This is a genomic window from Stenotrophomonas sp. YAU14D1_LEIMI4_1 (genome assembly GCF_003086815.1).
Lineage (GTDB): Bacteria > Pseudomonadota > Gammaproteobacteria > Xanthomonadales > Xanthomonadaceae > Stenotrophomonas.
This window is the reverse complement of sequence record NZ_CP025997.1, coordinates 984,392-1,006,479: the sequence shown is the minus strand read 5'-3', so window position 1 is coordinate 1,006,479 and position 22,088 is coordinate 984,392. Positions and strand designations below refer to the sequence as shown.

Annotated in this window: 17 protein-coding genes; 11 read left to right on the top strand and 6 right to left on the bottom strand. The window is 67.5% G+C overall.

Annotated features, from left to right (window positions below):
- Positions 1–52: 52 nt before the first annotated feature.
- On the top strand, positions 53–685 hold the full coding sequence (locus C1932_RS04490) for a flavin reductase family protein (RefSeq protein ID WP_108761349.1): 633 nt from the start codon (positions 53–55) through the stop codon (positions 683–685).
- Between the two features lie 3 nt (positions 686–688).
- Here the strand turns inward: C1932_RS04490 and C1932_RS04485 are convergent, their stop codons facing one another.
- The 5 genes from C1932_RS04485 to grxC all read right to left on the bottom strand — a co-directional run bounded on the left by C1932_RS04485 (position 689) and on the right by grxC (position 4,590).
- Positions 689–1,591 carry a LysR family transcriptional regulator gene (locus tag C1932_RS04485; protein ID WP_108761348.1) on the bottom strand — a complete coding sequence of 301 codons (903 nt, stop codon included), beginning with the start codon at positions 1,589–1,591 and terminating at the stop codon, positions 689–691.
- A 52-nt stretch (positions 1,592–1,643) separates the two neighbouring features.
- Positions 1,644–2,387: a cysteine hydrolase gene (locus C1932_RS04480; protein ID WP_108761347.1), complete on the bottom strand. Its 744-nt coding sequence runs from the start codon at positions 2,385–2,387 to the stop codon at positions 1,644–1,646.
- A gap of 200 nt (positions 2,388–2,587) precedes the next feature.
- On the bottom strand, positions 2,588–3,592 hold the full coding sequence (locus C1932_RS04475; protein ID WP_108748704.1) for an isocitrate dehydrogenase: 1,005 nt from the start codon (positions 3,590–3,592) through the stop codon (positions 2,588–2,590).
- Between the two features lie 318 nt (positions 3,593–3,910).
- Positions 3,911–4,303 carry a carboxymuconolactone decarboxylase family protein gene (locus C1932_RS04470; protein ID WP_108752308.1) on the bottom strand — a complete coding sequence of 131 codons (393 nt, stop codon included), beginning with the start codon at positions 4,301–4,303 and terminating at the stop codon, positions 3,911–3,913.
- Positions 4,300–4,590 carry a glutaredoxin 3 gene (gene grxC / locus C1932_RS04465; RefSeq protein ID WP_108748702.1) on the bottom strand — a complete coding sequence of 97 codons (291 nt, stop codon included), beginning with the start codon at positions 4,588–4,590 and terminating at the stop codon, positions 4,300–4,302. Before grxC ends, C1932_RS04470 begins: the two co-directional genes overlap by 4 nt.
- Positions 4,591–4,723: 133 nt before the next feature.
- On the opposite strand from grxC, the gene C1932_RS04460 reads away from it, so the two are divergent.
- The 9 genes from C1932_RS04460 to lpxH all read left to right on the top strand — a co-directional run bounded on the left by C1932_RS04460 (position 4,724) and on the right by lpxH (position 18,957).
- Positions 4,724–6,379, top strand: coding sequence for a M48 family metalloprotease (locus C1932_RS04460; RefSeq protein ID WP_199912006.1), 1,656 nt, complete (start codon positions 4,724–4,726; stop codon positions 6,377–6,379).
- Between the two features lie 116 nt (positions 6,380–6,495).
- Positions 6,496–7,185 carry a phosphate regulon transcriptional regulator PhoB gene (gene phoB, locus C1932_RS04455; protein WP_108748700.1) on the top strand — a complete coding sequence of 230 codons (690 nt, stop codon included), beginning with the start codon at positions 6,496–6,498 and terminating at the stop codon, positions 7,183–7,185.
- Positions 7,186–7,289: 104 nt separating this feature from the next.
- The gene (gene phoR, locus C1932_RS04450) at positions 7,290–8,621 is read left to right on the top strand and encodes a phosphate regulon sensor histidine kinase PhoR (protein ID WP_108761346.1); all 1,332 of its coding nucleotides are present in this window, start codon (positions 7,290–7,292) and stop codon (positions 8,619–8,621) included.
- Between the two features lie 4 nt (positions 8,622–8,625).
- The gene (ppk1, locus tag C1932_RS04445) at positions 8,626–10,713 is read left to right on the top strand and encodes a polyphosphate kinase 1 (RefSeq protein ID WP_108761345.1); all 2,088 of its coding nucleotides are present in this window, start codon (positions 8,626–8,628) and stop codon (positions 10,711–10,713) included.
- 797 nt (positions 10,714–11,510) lie between these two features.
- The gene (gene ppx, locus C1932_RS04440; RefSeq protein WP_108761344.1) at positions 11,511–13,037 is read left to right on the top strand and encodes an exopolyphosphatase; all 1,527 of its coding nucleotides are present in this window, start codon (positions 11,511–11,513) and stop codon (positions 13,035–13,037) included.
- Between the two features lie 345 nt (positions 13,038–13,382).
- Positions 13,383–16,301, top strand: a complete 2,919-nt coding sequence (locus tag C1932_RS04435) for a TonB-dependent receptor (protein WP_108761343.1) — start codon at positions 13,383–13,385, stop codon at positions 16,299–16,301.
- 160 nt (positions 16,302–16,461) lie between these two features.
- Complete coding sequence (locus C1932_RS04430; RefSeq protein ID WP_108761342.1) at positions 16,462–17,607, top strand: glycosyltransferase family 1 protein; 1,146 nt, start codon at positions 16,462–16,464, stop codon at positions 17,605–17,607.
- Positions 17,588–18,127 (top strand): phosphatase PAP2 family protein, encoded by a 540-nt coding sequence (locus tag C1932_RS04425; protein ID WP_108752303.1) that lies wholly within the window; start codon positions 17,588–17,590, stop codon positions 18,125–18,127. The genes C1932_RS04430 and C1932_RS04425 overlap by 20 nt, the downstream gene beginning before the upstream one ends.
- A gap of 83 nt (positions 18,128–18,210) precedes the next feature.
- Complete coding sequence (gene lpxH / locus C1932_RS04420; RefSeq protein ID WP_108761341.1) at positions 18,211–18,957, top strand: UDP-2,3-diacylglucosamine diphosphatase; 747 nt, start codon at positions 18,211–18,213, stop codon at positions 18,955–18,957.
- A gap of 102 nt (positions 18,958–19,059) precedes the next feature.
- On the opposite strand, the gene C1932_RS04415 is transcribed toward lpxH, so the two are convergent.
- Positions 19,060–20,313 carry a zinc-dependent metalloprotease gene (locus C1932_RS04415; protein WP_108761340.1) on the bottom strand — a complete coding sequence of 418 codons (1,254 nt, stop codon included), beginning with the start codon at positions 20,311–20,313 and terminating at the stop codon, positions 19,060–19,062.
- Positions 20,314–20,538: 225 nt separating this feature from the next.
- On the opposite strand from C1932_RS04415, the gene C1932_RS04410 reads away from it, so the two are divergent.
- A complete protein-coding gene (locus C1932_RS04410; RefSeq protein WP_108763352.1) occupies positions 20,539–22,005 on the top strand; it encodes a DUF2235 domain-containing protein in 1,467 nt (488 codons plus the stop codon).
- Positions 22,006–22,088 lie beyond the last annotated feature (83 nt).

Sequence of the window (22,088 nt, the reverse complement as noted above, 5' to 3'; positions counted from 1 at the left end):
ACAAACCGCGATCCGCAAGGGTCGCGGTTTTTTTCATCTGGAACCCCACCCCATGCAGAACACCTCCCTCCCCCGCTTCCACAGCTACCGCCCGGCCGAAGGCCATGGCCTGCCGCACGATCCGTTCAACGCCATCATTGGCCCGCGCCCGATCGGCTGGATTTCCAGCTGCAACGCCGAGGGCGCACTGAACCTGGCGCCCTACAGCTTCTTCAACGCGTTCAACTACATCCCGCCGATCATTGGTTTCTCCAGCCAGGGTCGCAAGGATTCGCTGCACAACATCGAGGCCACCGGCGAGTTCGTCTGGAACCTGGCCACGTTCGCGCTGGCCGAAGCGATGAACGAGAGCTGCCGCGCGGTGCCGCCGGAGGTGGACGAGTTCGCCCTGGCCGGGCTGACCCCGCTGGCGTCCACCCAGGTGCGCCCGCCGCGCGTGGCGCAGAGCCCGGTCAGCATGGAGTGCCGCTGCACGCAGATCGTGCGCCTGCGCGATGCCGCCGGGCAGGACACCAACGGCTGGCTGGTGCTGGGCGAAGTGGTGGCCGTGCATATCGACCAGCGGCTGCTGGTGGATGGCATCTACGACACCGCCGCCGGCGATCCCATCCTGCGCGGTGGCGGCCCGGCCGACTACTTCCGAGTCACTGCCGAACAACGCTTCCGCATGATCCGCCCGGCCTGAGCATCAGCCACTGCGCCACGCCGCATAGTGCGTGGCCAGATGGTCGATAAGCGCCCGCACCTTGGGCGCCAGCGCACGTGCATGCGGATACAGCGCGAAGTAGCAGCGCTGGCCGCCATGCCAGGCCGGCAGCACGCGCACCAGGCAACCGGCACGCAGGTCCTCCTGCACGGTCAAAGCGGTGAACAGGCTGATGCCCATGCCCGCCAGCACCGCCGCATACAGGGCCGGCGTGGCGTCTACGCGCAGGCGCTGGCCGGCGTCGATCGTGGCGGTGGCGGCACGCGGGCCGTGCAGGTGCCACGGCGCACTGGCAGCGGTGGGGCTGAAGCCCAACAGCGCATGCTGCTGCAGATCCGCCACTTGCCGCGGCAGGCCATGCCGGGCCAGATACGCTGGCGCCGCCACCAGGATGCGCGGGCAACGGGCCAGCTCGCGCGCCACCAGCTGACTGTCCGGCAGCGATGGCGCAATGCGCAGGGCAAGATCGAAACCGCCGCCCACGATGTCGACCAGTTGATCGTCGGCCGACAGATCCAGCGAAACCTGCGGGTAGCGGGCGAGGAAAGCCGGCAGCCAATGCGGCAGTTCCTGGCTGGCCACCACCTGCGGCACGCTGATGCGCAGGCGTCCACTGGGCTGTGCCTGGCCGGCGCGGGCGCGATCATCGGCCGCGTCCAGGCGATCCAGCAGGCCGACCGCTTCGCCGTAGTACTCGCGGCCGGCCTCGGTGAGCGACAGGCGGCGGCTGTTACGGTCGAGCAGGCGCACCTGCAGGTGCTCTTCCAGTTGCCGCAGTTGCCGCGACATTGCCGAATGGGTGGTGCCCAGGCGCTCGGCGGCGGCGCTGAAGCTGCCTGCTTCGACGATGGCGCGCAGCGCGCGCAGGGCGGCGAAGTGATCCATCCAGTGCAACTCCAGGCAGCGGGGCCCGCCAGCTGCGGGCCCCGCCAGCTTATCAAGCGCCGGCGCCGGCCTTGCGCACCGGCAGTGCCAGAACCGCATCGGTGCTCAGCACCTGGCCGAAGGCATCTTCGATCTGCGCCAACGATGCCTCGTGCAGCGCGCGGTGACCGATACGCTGGCCGCCGCCCAGGTCCAGGTCGCGGCTGGCGGTGGCATCACCGGCCACGATCACCCGGTAGCCGCGCGGGGCGGCGGCGGCGTCGCGGGCAGCACCGACCACGCAGGCGTGGGTCTGCAGGCCGGTCACGATCAGGGTGTCGATGCCGGCATCCTTCAGCGTCTTGTCCAGCACCGCCGCCGAGGCACCGGCGAACACGCTCACGTTGTCCTTCTGCACCACGGTGTCGCCCGGGCGCGGCTGCAGGTCACGGTGGAAGGCGGCGTTGACGCTGCCCTGCGCGAACAGCGGTGCAGCGGCCGGCAACACGTGCTGCACGTGGATGACGCGGATGCCATTGGCATCGGCGAAATCGACCACGCGCTTGGCCTGGCGCAGCGCCGCCTTGCCATCGGGAATGACCATGCGCCCGCCGCTGAAGCCCGGCGCGGCACTTGCATCGAAGTATTCGTTCTGGAAGTCGATGACCAGCACCGCGGTCTTCGCTGCATCCAGTGCAGTGACCGAAGGCGCACCGGCCATGTGGCGGATGGTGGGATGGGAAGGCTCGGCCGCAGCGACGGGGGTCGTGACGGCGATGCCGATCAGGCTGGCCAGGCCAAACGCGGAAAGGTTCATGGGGCAGCTCCTGTGCAAGGGAAAGTCGGCACAGGATGCGCAGCCGATGGCGCACGGACCAGCCGTGTTCCGGCACATGATCTGTGCGGGAAACGCACAGATTGGCGTTCCGTCATCCACGCGTGCGTGGATCCACCCGCAAACGCAACGGGGCGCCCGAAGGCGCCCCGCTGTGGGTCCAACCGCGATCGACCGTCCGCTTACAGGCGGGTGGCGATGGCCTTGGCGAAGCCCATGGTGGTGCCGGTGCCGCCCAGGTCGCCGGTCAGCGAATCCTTGGCTTCCATGGTGGCCACGATGGCCTTGCGCAGGCGCTCGGCGTTTTCCGGCTGGCCGATATGGTCCAGCATCTGTGCGGCTGCCAGCAGCAGCGCGCACGGGTTGGCCTTGCCCTGGCCGGCGATGTCCGGCGCGGTGCCGTGCACGGCTTCGAAGATCGCCGCGTCCTTGCCGATGTTGGCGCCCGGGGCCAGGCCCAGGCCGCCCACCAGACCGGCGCAGAGGTCGGAGATGATGTCGCCGAACAGGTTGGTGGTGACGATCACATCGAACTGTTCCGGACGCATCACCAGCTGCATGCAGCAGTTGTCGACGATCATTTCCTGGAACTCGATGTCCGGATACTGCGCGGCCACTTCACGGGCGACGTTCAGGAACAGGCCCGAGGTCGACTTGATGATGTTGGCCTTGTGCACGGCGGTGACCTTCTTGCGGCCGACGCTGCGGGCCAGCTCGAAGGCGTAGCGCACGATGCGCTCGGAGCCCTTGCGGGTGATGCGGGTGCCCGAGAAGGCAGTCTCACCGTCAGCCGAGACTTCCTGACCTTCGGCCAGGTACGCGCCTTCGGTGTTCTCACGCACGGTGATCAGGTCGACGTTGTCGAAACGCGACTTGGTGTTCGGGAAGGTGTGGGCCGGACGCACGTTGGCGTACAGGTCGAAATGGCGGCGCAGGCTGACGTTGATCGAAGTGAAGCCACCACCAACCGGGGTGGTCAGCGGGCTCTTCAGCGCCACCTTGTTGCGCGCGATCGATTCCAGGGTCACCGCCGGCATCAGGTCGCCGTGCTTTTCCAGGGCCACCAGGCCGGCGTCTGCGTCTTCGTACTCCAGGCCAGCGTTCAGCTGGTCCAGCACGTACAGGGTGGCGTCCATGATTTCCGGGCCGATGCCGTCGCCGCGGATGACCGTAATTTTCTGCGTCATTGATCGATGTTCCGAACAGGGGGAAGTACGCCGTCCGGACGTGCCCGGAAACGCCGGCGCAAAGGAAGTTTCACCCGCAATTATGCCTGAGCCGGGGCCGAGGTCCCAAATAGACCATGGTCCCAGTCCCCGGCTCAGGCAGAATTGCCCACGCATTCCACCTTATCCCCGCGCCTGTCGGCGCGCCCCCTTGAACAACAAGGGGGCTCTTGGGCGGCGGGATCGCGGGAAAGGCCCCCCGCAGCGGGGGCCAGTCGCGCCGGGCCGTGCCCGGCGGCTGTTCGTTCAGGTGCCCGCCGGGCATGGCCCGGCCCGGCTTCAGTGCTCGTGCGCTTCGGGGGCGGCGGCGCCGCCTTCCAGCTGGTCGAGGAAATCGACGGCGCGGCGCAGGTGCGGAATGACGATCGAACCGCCCACCACCAGGCCCACCGAGAAGGTCTCGAAGAACTCTTCGCGGGTGACCCCGGCGTCCTTGCACTGGGCCACGTGGTAGCTGATGCAGTCATCGCAGCGCAGCACCATCGAGGCCACCAGGCCCAGCAGTTCCTTGGTCTTCACATCCAGCGCGCCGGCCTGGTAGGTCTGCGTGTCCAGCGCGAAGAAACGCCGCACGACCTGGTTGGGTTCACCCAGGATGCGCTCGTTCATGCGCTTGCGGAACGCGGTGAACTCGGCGATGCGGTCCTTGCTGCCCTCGTCGGCGGCGCTCATGCCTGGCCCTGCCCGGCCAGCAGCGGCTCAAGCTTGCCTTCACGGTGCAGGGCCATCATGTCGTCATAGCCTCCCACGTGGACTTCACCCACGAAGATCTGCGGCACGCTGGTACGGCGGGTCAGGGCCATCATCTTCTCGCGCTCGGCCGGGTCCAGGTCGATGCGGACCTCGGTCCACTGCTGGCCCTTGCTCTTGAGGAAGTTCTTGGCGGCCACGCAGTACGGGCATACGGCGGTGGAATAGATGGTGATGGCGGGGCTGGCGCCGGTGGGCTGGGCTGTCACGGGAAACTCCACGATGGATCGACGGTCTGTATATGGTACCGGTGCGCTGGAATTTCCACGCCACCACCGCAACACTGTGGATTAACGAAGGGTTGCCCCCTGCCCTGCCACGCTGTGCCCGCCCTGCCCGAGGATGTCCCGCTTGCGAGCCCTGCTGCTGACCACCGCCGTTACCCTGGCCCTGGCCATGCCGCTGGCGCGCGCCCAGGAAAAGCTGCCCGACATCGGCTCGTCGGCCGGCGAGCTGCTGACCCCGGCCCGCCAGGCCGAGTACGGCGCCATGATGCTGCGCGAGCTGCGCAACTACGGCTACCTGCTGGACGACCCGCTGGTGAACGACTGGCTGCAGACCATGGGCACCCGGCTGGGCTCCAACAGCGACCAGCCCCGCCAGTCCTACACCTTCTTCATGATGAAGGACCGGCAGATCAACGCCTTCGCCACCCTGGGCGGCTATATCGGGGTCAATGCAGGCCTGGTGCTGACCGCCGAGCGCGAAGATGAAGTGGCTGCGGTGCTGTCCCATGAAATCGCCCACGTGACCCAGCAGCACGTGCTGCGCGGGGTGGAACGGGCCCAGCGCGACCAGATTCCGATCCTGCTGGGCATGCTGGCGGCGGTGGTGGCCGCCCAGGCCAGCGGCGGCAATTCGTCCGGCGATGCCACCATGGCCGCGATCAGTTCCGGCATGGGGCTGATGCAGCAGCGGCAGATCAACTACACCCGCTCCAACGAATCCGAAGCCGACCGCCTGGGCATCCGCACCCTGTCGCGCAGCGGCTACGACGTGGACGCGATGGCCGGCTTCTTCGAACGCATGTCCGCGGCGATGCGCGGCAACGACGGCGGCTACAGCATTCCCGACTTCCTGCGCACCCACCCGGTCAACACCACGCGCATCAGCGAAGCCAAGGCGCGCGCCGAGCAGATGAAGAAGGACACGGTGGTGCTGACCACCACCACCCCCGGCGGTGAGCGCAAGGAGCGGGTGAATCCTGCCGACCCCAGCCTGTCCGAGCCGCTGTTGCGCGGCAACAACCCGCTGCTGCCCGGCAGCGTGCTGCGCCTGCCCATCGGCCAGCTCAACCGTGGCCCCAGCGGCGATTTCGACTGGGCCCGCGAACGCCTGCGCGTGCTCAGTGGCGACAACAGCGGCGAAGTGGACCGTGAGTACGCCGATCTGGCCAAGCGGCAGAAGAACGGGCTGACCGATGCGCAGCGCTATGGCCAGGCCCTGGCCGGCATGCGCGGCAGCCGCAGCGGTGCGCTGCAGTCGCGCCAGGCGCTGGCCGCCCTGGCCCAGACCCACCCGGACAACCTGTGGCTGGCGCTGGCCCTGGCCGAAGCCGAATCGCGCTCGGGCCAGCCCGCCCAGGCCAACGCGCGCTTCGAACAGCTGCTGCGCCAGCACCCCAACAGCCGGCCGGTGGCGCTGACCTATGCCGAGATCCTGAACGAACAGGGCGGGCGCGAGGCCGGCCAGCGCGCCCAGGCCATGCTGCGCCCGCTGCTGTCGCAAAGTGGTAACGATCCGGTCTTCCAGCAGCGTTACGCCCGTGCCAGCGAACTGGCCGGGGACAGCGTGCGCGCCAGCGAAGCCTATGCCGAGGCCGCCTTCCTGGGGGGCCGCCCGGAACAGGCACTGATGCAGCTGCAGGCGCTGAAGCGCAATCCGGAGCTGGACTACGTGGGCCGCGCCCGCGTGGATGCGCGCATCGAGGCGATCACCCCCACCGTGCTGGAGCTGCGCCGCCAGGGCGTACAGGACCCGGAGCTGGACCGCCGCTGAGGCGCGGATGACCGGTGTGTGGCAGCGGGGTATTTATCCGGCCGGGTCGTCACAAACATGTCATCAAACCGTAGTCTACTGGCACCACTCCAGTAACCGAGCCCTACGGTGTCCTCGTGCAGAAACGCATCCTGATCGTCGATGACGAGCCCGCGATCCGAGAAATGGTCGCCTTCGCCCTGCGCAAGGGCGATTACGAGCCGGTGCACGCGGGCGATGCCCGTGAAGCCCAGACCGCCATCGCCGACCGCGTGCCGGACCTGATCCTGCTGGACTGGATGCTGCCGGGCACCAGCGGCCTGGACCTGGCCCGTCGCTGGCGCAAGGAAACGCTGACCCGCGAAGTGCCGATCATCATGCTGACCGCACGCGGCGAAGAAAACGATCGCGTGGGCGGCCTGGAAGCCGGCGTGGACGACTACGTGGTCAAGCCGTTCTCCGCGCGCGAACTGCTGGCGCGCATCCGCGCGGTCATGCGCCGCGCCCGCGATGACGACGAGGACGGCAGCGTGTCGGTCGGCCCGATCCGCATCGACGGCGCCGCCCACCGCGTGTTCGCCAACGACCAGCCGGTGCCGATCGGCCCGACCGAATATCGCCTGCTGCACTTCTTCATGACCCACCCCGAACGCGTGTACACCCGCGCGCAGCTGCTGGACCATGTGTGGGGCGGCAGCGTGTACGTGGAAGAGCGCACCATCGACGTGCACATCCGCCGCCTGCGCAAGACGCTGGAACCGTTCAATGCCGAGAACATGGTGCAGACCGTGCGCGGCGCTGGTTACCGCTTCTCCACCGCGACCTGAGCCTCGTCGTGCCGGCACCGTGCACCTGCCGGTGCCGGTGTCGGCAACTCTGCTATAACCCTCGGTTCACCGCGTGAACCGCCGCCTCCAACGACGAGACCGCAATGCCCCGCCACATCCGCTCCGCCTGGTTGAAGACGCTGGCCTCCGTGGCAGCGGTATTGGTGCTGGCCGGCGTGGTCGGATGGTTCAGTGGGCATCTGTGGCTGTGCATCGCGCTGGCCGCGCTGGCCACGCTGACCTGGCACTACTGGCGCCTGCGCAGCGTGCTGCGCCGGCTGACCGCGCGCCAGCGCTGGGAAACCGCCGAGGAAGGTTCCGGCGTGTGGAACGAGCTGGACCGCCTGCTGTACCGCAACCAGGTGGAAATGCGCGTGCGCAAGCGCCGCCTGCTGGACATGCTGCGCAGCTACCGCGCCGCCGCCGCCGCGCTGCCCGATGCGGTGGTGGTGCTGGACCGCAACAGCCAGCGCGTGCAGTGGTTCAACGAAGCGGCCACTGCCCTGCTCGGCCTGCACCACCCCGGCGATCTGGGCGAAGCGCTGGTGGACCGTCTGCAACCGATGCCGCTGGCACACTGGCTGGCCGGCGGACGCAATGCCGAACCGATCCTGGACGTGCCCTCGCCGGTCGACCCGGCCATCCGCCTGAACCTGCGGCTGATTCCCTATTCGCAGGACTACTGGCTGCTGATCGCGCGCGATGTCAGCAAGCTGCTGCGGCTGGAACAGGTGCGCCGCGATTTCGTGGCCAACGTGTCGCACGAACTGCGCACGCCGCTGACCGTGGTGCATGGCTACCTGGACATGATGGACCCGGAGGATTTCCCCGGCACCGGCCCGATGCTGGAAGAAATGCGCAAGCAGAGCCAGCGCATGGCCCAGCTGGTGGAAGACCTGCTGACCCTGTCGCGGCTGGAATCGCAGGAACACAGCGAGGAAGAGACCGTGGCCATGCAGCCGATGCTGGCCACCCTGCGCCGCGAAGCGGAGGCACACAGCCAGGGCCGCCACCAGATCAACGTGGACGACCTGGCCGGGGTGGACCTGCAGGGCTCGACCAAGGAGCTGCATAGCGCTTTCTCCAACCTGGTGACCAACGCCGTGCGCTACACCCCGGCCGGTGGCCGCATCGACGTGCAGTTCCGCCGCGAAGGCGACGGCGTGGTGCTGGCCGTGCGCGATACCGGTTACGGCATTCCGGCCACCCACCTGCCGCGCCTGACTGAACGGTTCTACCGGGTGTCCAGCAGCCGCTCGCGCGAGAGCGGCGGCACCGGCCTGGGCCTGTCCATCGTCAAGCACATCCTCGGCCTGCACCACGCCCGGCTGGAGATCGACAGCGAAGTCGGCAAGGGCTCGGTGTTTGCCTGCCATTTCGATGCCGACCACGTACGAACGCGCGACACCGCCCCCCTGACTTCCATCGAAGAATGACGCCATGAGCAGCCTCGGATCCCTCCCCCTCCCCGTGAGCCCGGACAGCGATCCGTTGCGCGACCCGGCGCTGTACATCAACCGCGAGCTGTCGCAGCTGGATTTCAACTTCCGCGTGCTGGCCCAGGCCATGGACACACAGGTGCCGCTGCTGGAGCGCCTGCGCTTCATGTGCATTTCCTGCACCAACCTGGATGAGTTCTTCGAGATCCGTGCCGCGGCCGTGCGCCACGCGCAGGAATTCGGCCTGCCGCCGGCCCCCGATGGCATGAGCCCGCAGACCATCCTCAATGCGATTCACGAGCGCGCCGCCGAGCTGGTGGACCAGCAGTACCGCTGCTGGAACGAGACCCTGCGCCCGGCGCTGATGGAGGCGGGCATCGGCGTGCTCGGCCGCCATTCCTGGACCGACCGCCAGCGCCGCTGGCTGCGCGCGTACTTCCGCAACGAGATCATGCCGGTGCTGTCGCCGCTGGGCCTGGACCCGGCGCACCCGTTCCCGAAGATCCTCAACAAATCGCTGAACATCGTGGTGGTGCTGAAGGGCACCGATGCGTTCGGCCGCGCCGGCCACCTGGCCATCGTGCGCGCACCGCGCTCGCTGCCGCGCATCATCCAGCTGCCGGAGAAGCTCGGCGGCCCGCAGAACTTCGTGTTCCTGTCCTCGGTCCTGTCCACCTTCGTGGATGAACTGTTCCCGGGCATGGAAGTCCAGGGTGCCTACCAGTTCCGCGTCACCCGCAATTCGGAACTGGTGGTGGACGAGGAAGAAGTGGAGAACCTGGCGCTGGCCCTGCGCGACGAGCTGGTGGACCGCGGCTACCGGCCGGCGGTGCGGCTGGAGATCGCCCATGACATGCCGCGCGAGATCGTGCGCACCCTGCTGCAGAACTTCGGCCTGACCGAAAACGCGGTGTACCGCATCGACGGCCCGGTGAACCTCAACCGCATCATCCAGCTGTACGACCTGATCGCGCAGCCGGACCTGAAATACCCGCCGATGACCCCGCGCACGCTGCGCGACAGCGACGGCATCTTCGACACCGTGGCCCGCCAGGACCTGCTGCTGCACCACCCGTTCGACGCGTTCAGCGCGGTACTGGACCTGATCAAGCAGGCCGCGACCGACCCGAACGTGCTGGCGATCAAGCAGACCCTGTACCGCACCGGCAAGGACTCGCAGATCGTGGAGGCGCTGATCCAGGCCGCCCGCAACGGCAAGGACGTGACCGTGGTGGTGGAACTGCGCGCGCGCTTCGACGAAGAGGCCAACCTGGGCCTGGCCGACCGCCTGCAGGAAGCCGGTGTGCAGGTGGTGTACGGCGTGGTGGGCTACAAGACCCACGCCAAGATGCTGCTGATCGTGCGCCGCGAGGGCCGCAAGCTGCGCCGCTACGTACACCTGGGCACCGGCAACTACCACAGCGGCACCGCACGCGCGTACACCGACATCAGCCTGATCACCGCCGACGCGGACATCGGCAACGATGTGCACCTGCTGTTCCAGCAGCTGTCGGGGCTGGCGTCGAAGATGAAGCTCAAGCGCCTGCTGCAATCGCCCTTCACCCTGCACACCGGCATCCTGGCCAGGATCGAGCGCGAAACCCGCGTCGCCGCCGCCGGTCGCCCGGCGCGCATCATCGCCAAGATGAACGCACTGAACGAACCGCAGGTGGTGCGCGCGCTGTACGCCGCCTCGCAGGCGGGGGTGCAGATCGACCTGATCATCCGCGGCGCCTGCACCCTGCGCCCGGGAGTGCCGGGGGTGTCGGACAACATCCGCGTGCGCTCCATCGTCGGCCGTTTCCTGGAACACAGCCGGGTGTACTGGTTCGGCAATGACGGCGCGCCGGAAATGTACTGCGCCAGCGCCGACTGGCTGGAACGCAACCTGCTGCGCCGGGTCGAAACCGGCTTCCCGATCCTGGACCCGGAACTGGCCAATCGGGTCTACCGCGAAGTGCTGCAGAACTACCTGGACGACAACCTCAACGCGTGGGAGCTGGATGCCGAAGGTGTGTACCACAAGCGCGCCCCGGCCCACGACGAAGCGCCACATTCGGCGCAGATGGCGTTGATGCAGGGGCTGTGATCCGGTAGGTGCCGACCTTGGTCGGCACATTGGGGCTCATCCACGCATGGCGTGGATCTACCGTGTCGACCAAGGTCGACACCTACCCACAGCAGCACAGGACGGCGTCCCCCAGAACACGGGGGTCAGAGCCCGTTGCGCAGCAACGGGATCCGACCCCGTGCCGTCCGGACAGCCGGTAGGTGCCGACCTTGGTCGGCACGTTGGGGGCCATCCACGCATGGCGTGGATCTACCGTGTCGACCAAGGTCGACACCTACCCACAGCAGCACAGGACGGCTTCCCCCATAACACCGGGGTCAGAGCCCGTTGCGCAGCAACGGGATCCGACCCCGTGCCGTCCGGGCAGCCGGTAGGTGCCGACCTTGGTCGGCACGTTGGGATTCATCCACGCATGGCGTGGATCTACCGTGTCGACCAAGGTCGACACCTACCCACAGCAGCACAGGACGGCATCCCCCCAGAACACCGGGGTCAGAGCCCGTTGCGCAGCAACGGGATCCGACCCCATCCCATCAGGTGGCAGAGAACTGTCGAAGGCGGGGTGGGTCCGGTTGAGGGGGCGTGAGCCGCATGGATGCGGCGACCGAGCTTACATGGACGTACTTGCAGCGTCCCCCGCAACCGGACCCACCCCGCCACCCCACGGACAGCCCGCCTTTGACGTTGCCTTTGGCGTTGCCGTTGACGTTGACGTTGATTCCGCAGGTGCAGGGCGCAGCCCTGCCACACGCCCCCTACAAAATGTGAAGGCCGCGCGGTGACGAGCACACCGCCCCTTCGGCTAACATTCGCCCATGCCGCATACCACCACGACTCCGCCCGCATTGCAGGATGGCGACCTGCTGGCCGCCATCGACCTTGGCTCCAACAGTTTCCACATGGTCATCGCGCGCTACACGCTTGGCCAGCTGCGGGTGATCGACCGCCTGCGCGAAACCGTGCGCATGGCCGATGGCCTGGATGGCAAGGGCGGCCTGTCCGCCGCCGCACGCCAGCGCGCACTGGAATGCCTGGCCCGCTTCGGCCAGCGCATCCGCAACGTGCCCCCGCACCGGGTGCGCGCCCTGGCCACCAACACCGTGCGCCAGCTGCGCTCACCGCAGGCCTTCCTGATGCCGGCCGAAACCGCGCTGGGGCATGCCATCGAAGTGGTGAGCGGGCGCGAAGAAGCGCGCCTGATCTACCTGGGCGTGGCCCACGCACAGCCGCCCAAGGCCGACCAGCGCCGTCTGGTGATCGACATCGGCGGCGGCTCCACCGAATTCATCATCGGCCAGGGCATGCAGACCCTGGAACGCGAAAGCCTGCAGGCCGGCTGCATCGCCAGCACCCGCCGCTTCTTCCCCGGCGGCAAGCTCAGCCGCAAGCGCTGGAAGGATGCGCTGGCCGAGATCGGCCGCGAGTTCCAGCCCTTCGCCAGCAAGTACCGCGTGCTGGGCTGGCACGAGGCGCTGGGCTCGTCGGGCACGCACAAGGCGATCAGCGAGATCTGCGCCAGCATGAAGCTGAGCAAGGGCGCGATCACCGCCGAAGCCCTGCCGCAGCTGCGCGATGAACTGCTGAAGGCCAAGAAGATCGACGACATCGAGCTGCCCGGCCTGTCCAGCGACCGCCGGCCGATCATCGCCGGCGGCATCCTGGTGCTGGAAGCGGCCTTTCAGGCACTGGGCCTGCAGAAGCTGCTGGTCAGCAAGGCGGCCATGCGCGAAGGCATCCTGTACGACATCGTCGGCCGCGCCAGCGAGAACGATCCGCGCGACGAATCGGTGGCCGCGCTCACCCAGCGCTACGGCATCGATACCGCCCAGGCCGACCGCGTGCAGGACACCGCGCTGGGCCTGCTGGAGCAGGTGCAGGAACGCTGGAAGCTGGATGCCGACGATGCGCGCATGCTGGGTTGGGCAGCGCGCCTGCACGAGCTGGGGCTGATGATCGCCCACAGCGGCTACCACGTGCATGGCAGCTACGTGCTGGAGAACTCCGACATTGCTGGCTTCTCGCGGCAGGAACAGCAGATGCTGGCCGCGCTGGTGCGCAGCCACCGGCGCAACGTCGGCAAATCCGCGTTCGATGCCCTGCCCGAGCGCCTGCTGCTGACCGCACGGCGCTTGACCGCGCTGCTGCGTCTGGCCGTGCTGCTGAACCGCGCCCACGAAGACGTGCCGCCGCCGGCGCTGGAACTGACCGCCGACGACAGCCGGTTGTCACTGATCGTCCCACAGGCCTTCATCGATGCGCGCCCGCTGCTGCGCGCGGACCTGATCGGCGAGACCGAAGGCCTGGCCGGCCTGGGCCTGCAGTTCCGTCCGTTCGTGGTCTGAGCGGCGCCCCGGCGGGCAGCCCTGCCCCTCACGCAACCCCCCGACAACGGCCCCTCAGCGGGCCGTTGTTCGTTGCGTTTTGCGCAGTTCACTAGCTGAATGCGGATTCAGGTATCTGATTCGAGCCTGACCCGTGACCTTCGTCATGACGGTAAGCCCTTGCTTTTGTTCAATTTGCGTGAACGACACGCGAAAAACTGCGACACATTTTGCAACACCCTCTTTACAGACGGTTAACGAACGAGAATAAATCGAAGTCACCGGCTCAGTCCCAACAGGCGAATCCGGCTTTCGCAGGCCCTTTTGGCCTGCATCTGCAGACTCAACGAGAGAGAGAGAGACTCGATGACTTCACGCTCCACCGTGCTGGGCCAGGCGATCCGCCACGCCCTGATTGTCGGCACCGCGACCATCGCGCTGCCTGCCCTGGCCCAGGACGGCGCCCCCACCACCCTCGACCGCATCGAGATCACCGGTTCGCGCATCCGCCAGGTTGACGTGGAAAACGCCAACCCGGTGCTGGCGATCTCGCGCAAGGACATCGAACGCCAGGGCTTCAGCTCGGTGGCCGACATCCTGCAGAACGTCACCGCCATGGGCAGCCCGGCGATCAGCCGCGCCAACGTGCTCAGCGCCGGTGAAAACGCGGGCGGCACCTACATCGACATGCGCAACCTGGGCGCGCAGCGCACCCTGGTGCTGGTGAACGGCAAGCGCCTGGGCATCAGCACCTCCGGTTACCAGGACGTGTCGAGCCTGCCGGTGTCGGCGGTGGAGCGTATTGAAGTGCTGAAGGACGGCGCCTCGGCCATCTATGGTTCGGACGCCATGGCCGGCGTGGTCAACATCATCACCCGCCACAACGCCACCGGCGTGACCGCCAACGTCTACCACGGCCAGTACAGCCAGGGCGACGGCGCCCGTGACCGCTTCGACGTGGTGGCCGGCTGGGCCAACGACCGCGGCTCGATCACCCTGTCGGCCGAGCATTCGGAAGAAAAGGCGGTGTGGGCCAAGGACCGCGATTTCAGCGCCTTCGGCAATACCTCGCGCCACCCGACCGAAGCGTGGACCACGGTCAGCCAGTGGGGCCAGATCACCGGCCTGAAGGGTCCGGGCTGCGCCACCGCAACCTGCAGCTACTCGTTGAACCGCGGCGCCGACCCGCTGAACCCGGCCAATTACCACATCACCAATGCCAACGCACCGGACGGCGATGTCAGCAACACCAACGAACAGATGCACCTGAACTATCCGCTGAAGCGTGATTCGGTGTTCGTCGATGGTCGCCTGAACATCACCGACAACGTGCACTTCAGCACCCAGCTGGGCTACAACAAGCGCGAATCGAGCCGCCAGATCGCCGGCTACCCGCTGCAGTCGTCCACCGCCGGCATCGGCTCGATGTCGATCGACAGCTACTTCAACCCGTTCGGCCGCAAGAACGGCTATGCCACCCCGACCGCCGTGGCCTGGAACCACCGCACCTGGGAAGTGCCGCGCGTCAGCGACAGTGCGCTGAAGACCTACCGCGCCGTGGCGGCCTTCGATGGCACCTTCAACATCGGCGAGCGCTACTTCGACTGGGAAGTGGGCTACCAGTACAACAAGAACGAACTGCGCCAGCACGCCACCGGCAACCTGCACAAGGAACGCGTGAAGAACGCCGTCGGCCCGTCGTACTACAACGCCGCCACCGGCAAGGTGGAGTGCGGCAGCGCCGCCGCGCCGATCGCCAACTGCATGGTCTGGAACCCGCTGGTCGCTGCCGGCGTGGTGAACCCGTATGGCCTGACCGGCAACCAGGCCCTGATCGACTACCTGATGCCGGCTGAAGATTCCTCCGGCAAGACCGTGGGCAAGAACTTCTTCGCCACCATCGCCGGCAGCATCCTGACCCTGCCGGGCGGCGACCTGGGCTTCGCCTTCGGCGTTGAACACCGCAAGGAAACCGGTGAGTTCATTCCCGATGCGCTGGCCCAGACCGGTGCCACCACCAACCTGGCCGCTGGCCCGACCGGTGGCGGCTACAAGGTGAAGGAAGCCTACCTGGAGTTGAACGCGCCGATCCTGGCCGGCCTGCCGGGCGCGCAGGAGCTGACCCTGAACGCGGCCACCCGCTTCTCGGACTACGACACCTTCGGCAACACGCTCAACAGCAAGTTCGGCTTCAAGTGGCGCCCGATCGAACAGCTGATGGTGCGCGGCACCTGGGCTGAAGGCTTCCGCGCCCCGACCATCAACGACCTGTACGGCGGTGGTTCGGAAACCTTCACCACCGGCTATGCCGATCCCTGCGATACCGTCTACGGCCCGTCCAAGGACAGTGCCGCCGTGCGCGCACGCTGCGCCCGCGACATCGCCAACGCCGACACCTACCGTCAGCTGAAGCAGGGCAACGTGCCGATCACCAGCAGCACCGACCAGACCCCGGTGCCGTTCACCAACGGCTCCAATCCGCTGCTGCAGCCGGAAACCTCCAAGAGCAAGACCCTGGGTCTGGTCTGGAGCCCCAGCTTCATCCGGAACTTCAACGTGTCGCTGGACTGGTGGAAGATCCGCATCGACAACACCATCGTGGCCGACAGCCCGAACCAGATCCTGATCGACTGCTACGAGCAGGGCATCGATTCGCGCTGCACGCAGTTCACCCGTGATCCGGTGCTGGGCATCGTCAACAAGCTGACCTACGGCAACCGTAACGCCGGTTTCCTGGAAACCGAAGGTTACGACATGGAACTGACCCACCGTCTGGACACCGACACGCTGGGCACCTTCAGCACCCAGTGGTCGACCACCTATGTCAGCTCGAACATCTTCCGTTCGACCAACGACCCGACCGTGGTGCCGACCCCGGTCAACGGCATCTCCACCAACTCCACCAGCGGCTTCCGCGTGCGTTCGAACCTGACCGTTGGTTGGGACAAGGGCGACTTCGGTGTCAGCTGGACCGCCCGTTACTACTCCGGCGTGAAGGAGACCTGCCTGAATGCGGTCACGCATCCGGATGAGTGCTCCGATCCGGGCGTCCGTGCCCCGTGGTTCTCGGGTTCGCGCAACTACAACGAGCGTGGTTCGGTCACCTTCCACGACGTGCAGTTCCGCTACAACCTGCCGTGGGATGCCACTGTTTCGGTCGGTGCCAACAACGTGTTCGAGAAGTACGGCCCGAACATGTACACCAAGCCGAACTCGGTGTTCTCCTACTACGGTGGCTACGACATCGGTCGCTTCGTCTACCTGAAGTACCAGCAGCGCTTCTGATCCACCGCGCTGCCGTCATGACCTGACACGACCACGGCCCTTCGGGGCCGTGGTTTTTTTCTGCGTGCGGCAGGCCCGGGCACCGTCATCGGGCGGTCGCATTACGGTCACAACGGCTACATCGCCAGCGCCGAGCATGCCGGAAAACCGGAGGCCCGCCATGCGCCATGCCATCGTCACCGAGACCTATCCGCCGGAGGTCAACGGCGTTGCACTGACTGTGCAGAGCCTGGAGCAGGGATTGCGCGCCGCCGGCCATGAGGTCGATCTGATCCGCCCACGCCAGGCCAACGAAGCGCTGGAAGCCGCGCCGGGCACCCTGCTGGTACCGGGGGCGGCCCTGCCCCGCTACCCCGGCCTGCGCTTCGGCCTGCCCGCCCCCATCCGCTTGGGCCGGCACTGGCAGCAGCACCGCCCTGAAGCCATCTACATCGCCACCGAAGGCCCACTGGGCTGGTCGGCGCTGCGCACCGCACGGCGGCTGGGCATTCCGGTGGCCACCGGCTTCCACACCCGGTTCGACGAATACCTGCCCGACTACGGCGTAGCGTGGCTGCAGTCGGCGGCCATGCGCTGGATGCGCCGCTTCCACAACCAGGCCGACGCCACCCTGGTACCGACCCGCGAGCTGCTGCAATTCCTGGGCGAGCAGGGCTTCGAGCGCGTGCGCCTGCTGGCGCGCGCGGTGGACAGCCAGCAGTTCGACCCGGCCCGGCGCGATCCTGCGCTACGCGAGGAATGGGGCGTGGACGGCAACGGACTGGTGGCCCTGTACGTGGGCCGCATCGCCGCCGAAAAGAACCTGGGGCTGGCGGTGAAGGCCTTCCGCCGCCTGCAGCATGTACGACCGAAGGCACGCTTCGTGTTCGTGGGCGATGGCCCGGCGCGCGAAAAACTGGCCCACGACAATCCCGATTTCATTTTCTGCGGCATCCAGCGCGGCGACGCGTTGGCCCGCCATTTCGCCAGCGGCGATCTGTTCCTGTTCCCCAGCCGCAGCGAGACGTTCGGCAACGTGACTCTGGAAAGCATGGCCAGCGGCCTGGCCACGGTGGCCTTCGATTACGGTGCCGCGCGCGAATACCTGCGCAACGGCGAAAACGGCGCGGCCGTGGACGACGATGCGCAGTTCGTGGAGGCCGCCGTGCAGCTGGCCAGCGATGACGCCCTGCGCCGCGAGCTGGGCAGCAATGCCGCCCGCGCGATGAAGCGCCTGCACCCGCAGCAGGTGGTGGCCGAGTTCGAATCGCTGCTGGCCGAACTGGCACAGGCGCGGAGGAACGGCCATGCGCACCACGCCGCTTGAATCGCTGGCCGGGCGCGAAGCACGGCTGTGCCGCCGCGCCAACCACTATTGCCGGCGGCGGCGGGTGCGCCGCCTGTTCGCGGTGATCAGCCGTCTGGGCGACGGCGTTTTCTGGTACCTGCTGATGGGCGCGCTGGTGCTGGTGGACGGCTTCGACGGCCTGCGTGCGTCGGTACACATGGCCGCCACCGGGCTGGCCGCGCTGCTGCTGTACAAGGGGCTGAAGCGCTGGACCCGGCGCCCGCGCCCGTATGCAGCCGACCTGCGCATCCGCGCCTGGGTGGCGCCGCTGGACGAGTTCAGCTTCCCGTCGGGGCACACCCTGCATGCGGTGTCGTTCACCATCGTGGCGCTGGCCTACTACCCGTGGCTGGCACCGCTGCTGGTGCCGTTCACCCTGGGCGTGGGGCTGTCGCGGGTGGTACTGGGCCTGCACTACCCCAGCGATGTATTGGCCGCGACGGGCATCGCCACGTTGCTGGCATGGGCCAGCCTGGCCTGGCTGCCGCTGCCGGTGTGATCGGCGGCTAATCCGCCGGCCATCGCGCCGCGCCAGCGGTAGCGCCGGGCCATGCCCGGCGGATGATGCCCTAGAATGCCCACATGACCACGTTGTTCATTTCCGATCTGCACCTGGACCCCAGCCGTCCAGCCATCACCGACCTGTTCCTGCGCTTCCTGCGCGAGGATGTGCCCGGCGCCGATGCGCTGTACATCCTGGGCGATCTGTTCGAAGCCTGGATCGGCGATGACACGCCCTCGCCGGTGGCCGAGGCCGTGGCCGACGCACTGAAGACGCTGTCCGACAGCGGCGTGCCGATCTACTTCATGCGCGGCAACCGCGATTTCCTGCTGGGCGAAGACTATGCGCGCCGCGCCGGCCTGCGCATCCTGCCCGACCCCTGCGTGATCGACCTGTACGGCCGCGCGGTGATGCTGCAGCACGGCGACCTGCTGTGCACCGATGACATTCCCTACCAGCAGTTCCGCGCGCAGACCCGCGATCCGGTGTTCCAGGCGCAGTTCCTGGCGCAGCCGCTGGCAGCGCGCATTGCGTTCGCGCAGAAGGCACGCGATGCCAGCCAGGCCCGCCAGTCGGAAATGAAGCAGGGCGACCGGGCACAGTTTGAAACGGTGACCGACGTGGCCCCGGCCGAGGTGGAAGCCACCTTCGCACGGCATGGCGTGGATACGATGATCCACGGGCACACCCATCGCCCGGCCATCCACAGCCTGCAGGCCGGTGGCCGCAGCTGCACCCGCATCGTGCTGGGCGACTGGTACGAACAGGGCTCGGTGCTGCGCGTGGATGCCGACGGCTGGCAGCTGCAATCGCTGCAGCGCGAATAACGATAGACGCCGACCTTGGTCGGCGTTTTCGTTCCGCAGGTACCTCCGCAGGTTGGCCTCTACCGTAGAGGCCAACCCTGACCGGTATTCGTGTTCCGCGCGTCAACGGAAGCCGGCGATGGTGGCCTTGGTGTTCACCAGCACGCGCTGGTTGTCGGCGCTGCTGGCAATGCCCATCGGCACACCGTTGTAGCTGATGTTCGGGTTGGACCAGAAGTTCAGCCGCGGGCAGCCGGCCGAGCAGGCATAGGCCATGATCGTGCGCCAGCGCGAACCACTGGCCGGCTCATAGCGGTAGCCATGGCCGTAGGCATACGGCGAGGTACTGGGATCGGTGGCGATGTCATGCCGCGCACTCTGCAGGTGGCCGATTTCGTGGGCAAACGAGTAGTAGCCGGTCGCGCAGTCCCAATACACCGCCGCAAACGCGGTGGACGCGGTGGAGCCGATGCCCGAGGCCAGCCCGCAATAGCTGCTGTTGTTGATCAGCAGCACGCCGACATCGGCCGCGGTGGTGTTGCGGCTGGTGTGGATGCTGTCCATGTAGCCGTCGCTGGTGCTGCGGAAGCGGGCCAGGTCGGTGCTGAAATTGCCGGACTCGGTGTAACTGGTGGTTTCGTACCCGGCCAGCTGCAGGGTGATGCCCACGTTGCTGTTGGTATAGCCCTGGTTGGATTCGGCCACCGCCAGCTGCACCAGCGATTGCATGTTGCCACCGTAGGCGGACACCGCCGCATTGGTGGCTACCACCAGCACGCGGATCGTGGCCGGACTGCCCGATGACGCCTGCGCGATACCGACACGATCATTGGCCGGCATGCTGATTTTCGGCAGCTGGTTGTAATCGGCCGGATGATCGGCGGGCATGCGCGATTCATCCACTTCCACCAGCACGTGCCGATCGCCCAATGGACGCAGCCGGTACAGCGTGCCGTCCTTGCGGATGGAACCGGTGAGCGTGTTGCCCGACCGCACCAGGATGACCGAATTCGCCGGATCATCCGGCAGTGTGGCGCCCGCCTTCTGCAGGCGATCGGACGGGCTGCGGATCTGCCCGTACCAGACGCTGCCACCGTCGGCCAGCGCCTCGACCCGGCTGCGCGTGGCCTGCACCTGCTGCCCCAGCAGTTCGAATTCCAGCTGCGACTGCGCGGTGGCCGCCGCATCCACCCGCACTTCCTGCACCGTTGCGGTGGACGGTGCTGACAGCAGCCGCCCCAGCTGCGGTTCACTGCTGGCCGAGGCCCGGCTGAGCACGGTGACCGGTTCGAACAGCGGCGCCGCCTGCGCGGCCGCTACCACGCACAGCCCCAACAACACACCACCTGCCGCTTGACCGATGTATCTGGACATCATCTTGTCGCTCCTTGGAGTGAAGTAGACAGCGTTGATGCAGCACGACCCGGGTGCCGGGTGTGGCCATATGGCCTGCGCAGCCCCCGTGAATACAAGCCTTGAAGCCGGTCGGCATGCGGATCTGTGACGGCCAGCGGCAGTGTTCAGGCAGGTCAAGAGCCGCTGTACACTGCGCCCATACACGGCCTTCGCACCGCCGTGACATGACCACCACAGGGGATGCACATGGCTGCAGGTCAGACCCGCAACGGGGGCAGTGCGCAGGGCGCCGTGCTGCACCTGGGCCTGTTCTTCGATGGCACCCGCAACAACGCGCACAACCTGGCGCGCGGGCGGCCGCAGCCACCGCAACCGCGCCCTGCCCTGCTGCGTGCCGACGACGATTCGACCTATCAGAGCCGGCTGACCAGCAGCTACGACAACGGCACCACCAACATCGCGCGGCTGCACCAGCTGTACCCGGACAGCCGTCGTGCGCCGCTGGCCGAACCGTCGCTGGCGATCTACGTGGAAGGGGTGGGAACCCGCGACGATGCCGAGGATGATCTGATCGGCCTGGCCTTCGGCATTGGCGCCAGCGGTGTGCGCGCCAAGGTGCAGCGCGCACTGCACGAGCTGCTGCCGGCTGCGCTTTCGGCGCTGACGGCGCACTGGCAGCAGCCGCTGCACGGGGTGCAGGTCGATCTGTTCGGCTTTTCGCGCGGGGCCGCGGCCGCGCGCGACCTGGCCAATCAACTGCGTGGCTGGGATGCCAACCAGTGGCGCCTGCGCCTGCAGGGCGCCGGGTTGCCCTGCGCCGCCGACTTCGCCCTGCCGCGCCCTGCACTGCGTTTCGTCGGGTTGTTCGACACCGTGGTGGCGGTCAGCGGCCGGCGCGCCGACGAGCAGCCGCGCATCGCCCTGCCGGCGGGCATTGCCGAGCGTGTGGTGCAACTGAGTGCGCGCGACGAGCATCGCCAGCACTACGCCTTGACCACGGTTGCACCGACCCACGAGGAAATCGCCCTGCCGGGCGTGCACGCCAACATCGGCGGCGGCTACGACCAGCTGGAAGAAGGCCCGAAGCTGCTGGGTCGACCGCGCCGGCAGCCGCTGCGGCGGGCGCCGGTGGACGATTACCAGACCCCCACGCTGGCGATGCTGCAGGCCACCACGGTCTACGCCGAAGCGCAGGCCGATGCAGAGCGCTGGCGCCAGCAGCTGGGGGCGACGGAAAAGGAAGTATGGGTGGATGTGTGGCACCAGTGGCAGCAGCAGCGCCGCGCCGGCAGCCGCAGCGTGATGCTGGCGCCGGTACTGCACGTGACCGCCGCGGTGGTGCTGCGCCGGCGCATCGACTGGCGCTACCAGCTGATCGCCCTGCAGGTGATGCAGCAGCGCGCCGCTGAAGCCGGCGTGCAGTGGAGCGCAGATGCGGCGCAGGTGCCGGGCTGGGAGCTGCCAGCGCCGCTGCAGCCGATCGCGCGCCGGCTGCTGGCGGGGCAGACCCTGACGCCAACCCAGGAAGCCCTGCTGCGACGCCGTTACCTGATGCAGTCGGCGCACTGGAACTTCGATGCACTGGGCGATACCGCGCTGACCTTCGCCGCCGATGCGGGGGTGAGCGAGCTGCCGTACCGGCCGGGGCCGGGGTTGTTCTACATCAACCGGCCAACGGTGGATGGCCGGCGGGTGGTGCTGCCCAACGCGTGAGGCCCATCCACGCATGGCGTGGATCTACTGCGCGAACCCGCTTCTGGTAGGTGCCAAGCTTGCTTGGCACAGCGCATCAGCGC

What these genes read in the sequence shown, in the direction of transcription:
- ppk1 (WP_108761345.1), top strand. Translation starts at nt 8,626, where the DNA reads ATGAGCAGCCTCGGATCCCTCCCCCTCCCCGTGAGCCCGGACAGCGAT.
- C1932_RS04470 (WP_108752308.1), bottom strand. Translation starts at nt 4,303, where the DNA reads ATGAGCGCCGCCGACGAGGGCAGCAAGGACCGCATCGCCGAGTTCACC.
- C1932_RS04415 (WP_108761340.1), bottom strand. Translation starts at nt 20,313, where the DNA reads ATGATGTCCAGATACATCGGTCAAGCGGCAGGTGGTGTGTTGTTGGGG.
- C1932_RS04425 (WP_108752303.1), top strand. Translation starts at nt 17,588, where the DNA reads ATGCGCACCACGCCGCTTGAATCGCTGGCCGGGCGCGAAGCACGGCTG.
- ppx (WP_108761344.1), top strand. Translation starts at nt 11,511, where the DNA reads ATGCCGCATACCACCACGACTCCGCCCGCATTGCAGGATGGCGACCTG.
- C1932_RS04410 (WP_108763352.1), top strand. Translation starts at nt 20,539, where the DNA reads ATGGCTGCAGGTCAGACCCGCAACGGGGGCAGTGCGCAGGGCGCCGTG.
- lpxH (WP_108761341.1), top strand. Translation starts at nt 18,211, where the DNA reads ATGACCACGTTGTTCATTTCCGATCTGCACCTGGACCCCAGCCGTCCA.
- phoR (WP_108761346.1), top strand. Translation starts at nt 7,290, where the DNA reads ATGCCCCGCCACATCCGCTCCGCCTGGTTGAAGACGCTGGCCTCCGTG.
- C1932_RS04490 (WP_108761349.1), top strand. Translation starts at nt 53, where the DNA reads ATGCAGAACACCTCCCTCCCCCGCTTCCACAGCTACCGCCCGGCCGAA.
- C1932_RS04480 (WP_108761347.1), bottom strand. Translation starts at nt 2,387, where the DNA reads ATGAACCTTTCCGCGTTTGGCCTGGCCAGCCTGATCGGCATCGCCGTC.
- C1932_RS04435 (WP_108761343.1), top strand. Translation starts at nt 13,383, where the DNA reads ATGACTTCACGCTCCACCGTGCTGGGCCAGGCGATCCGCCACGCCCTG.
- C1932_RS04485 (WP_108761348.1), bottom strand. Translation starts at nt 1,591, where the DNA reads ATGGATCACTTCGCCGCCCTGCGCGCGCTGCGCGCCATCGTCGAAGCA.
- C1932_RS04460 (WP_199912006.1), top strand. Translation starts at nt 4,724, where the DNA reads ATGTCCCGCTTGCGAGCCCTGCTGCTGACCACCGCCGTTACCCTGGCC.
- C1932_RS04475 (WP_108748704.1), bottom strand. Translation starts at nt 3,592, where the DNA reads ATGACGCAGAAAATTACGGTCATCCGCGGCGACGGCATCGGCCCGGAA.
- C1932_RS04430 (WP_108761342.1), top strand. Translation starts at nt 16,462, where the DNA reads ATGCGCCATGCCATCGTCACCGAGACCTATCCGCCGGAGGTCAACGGC.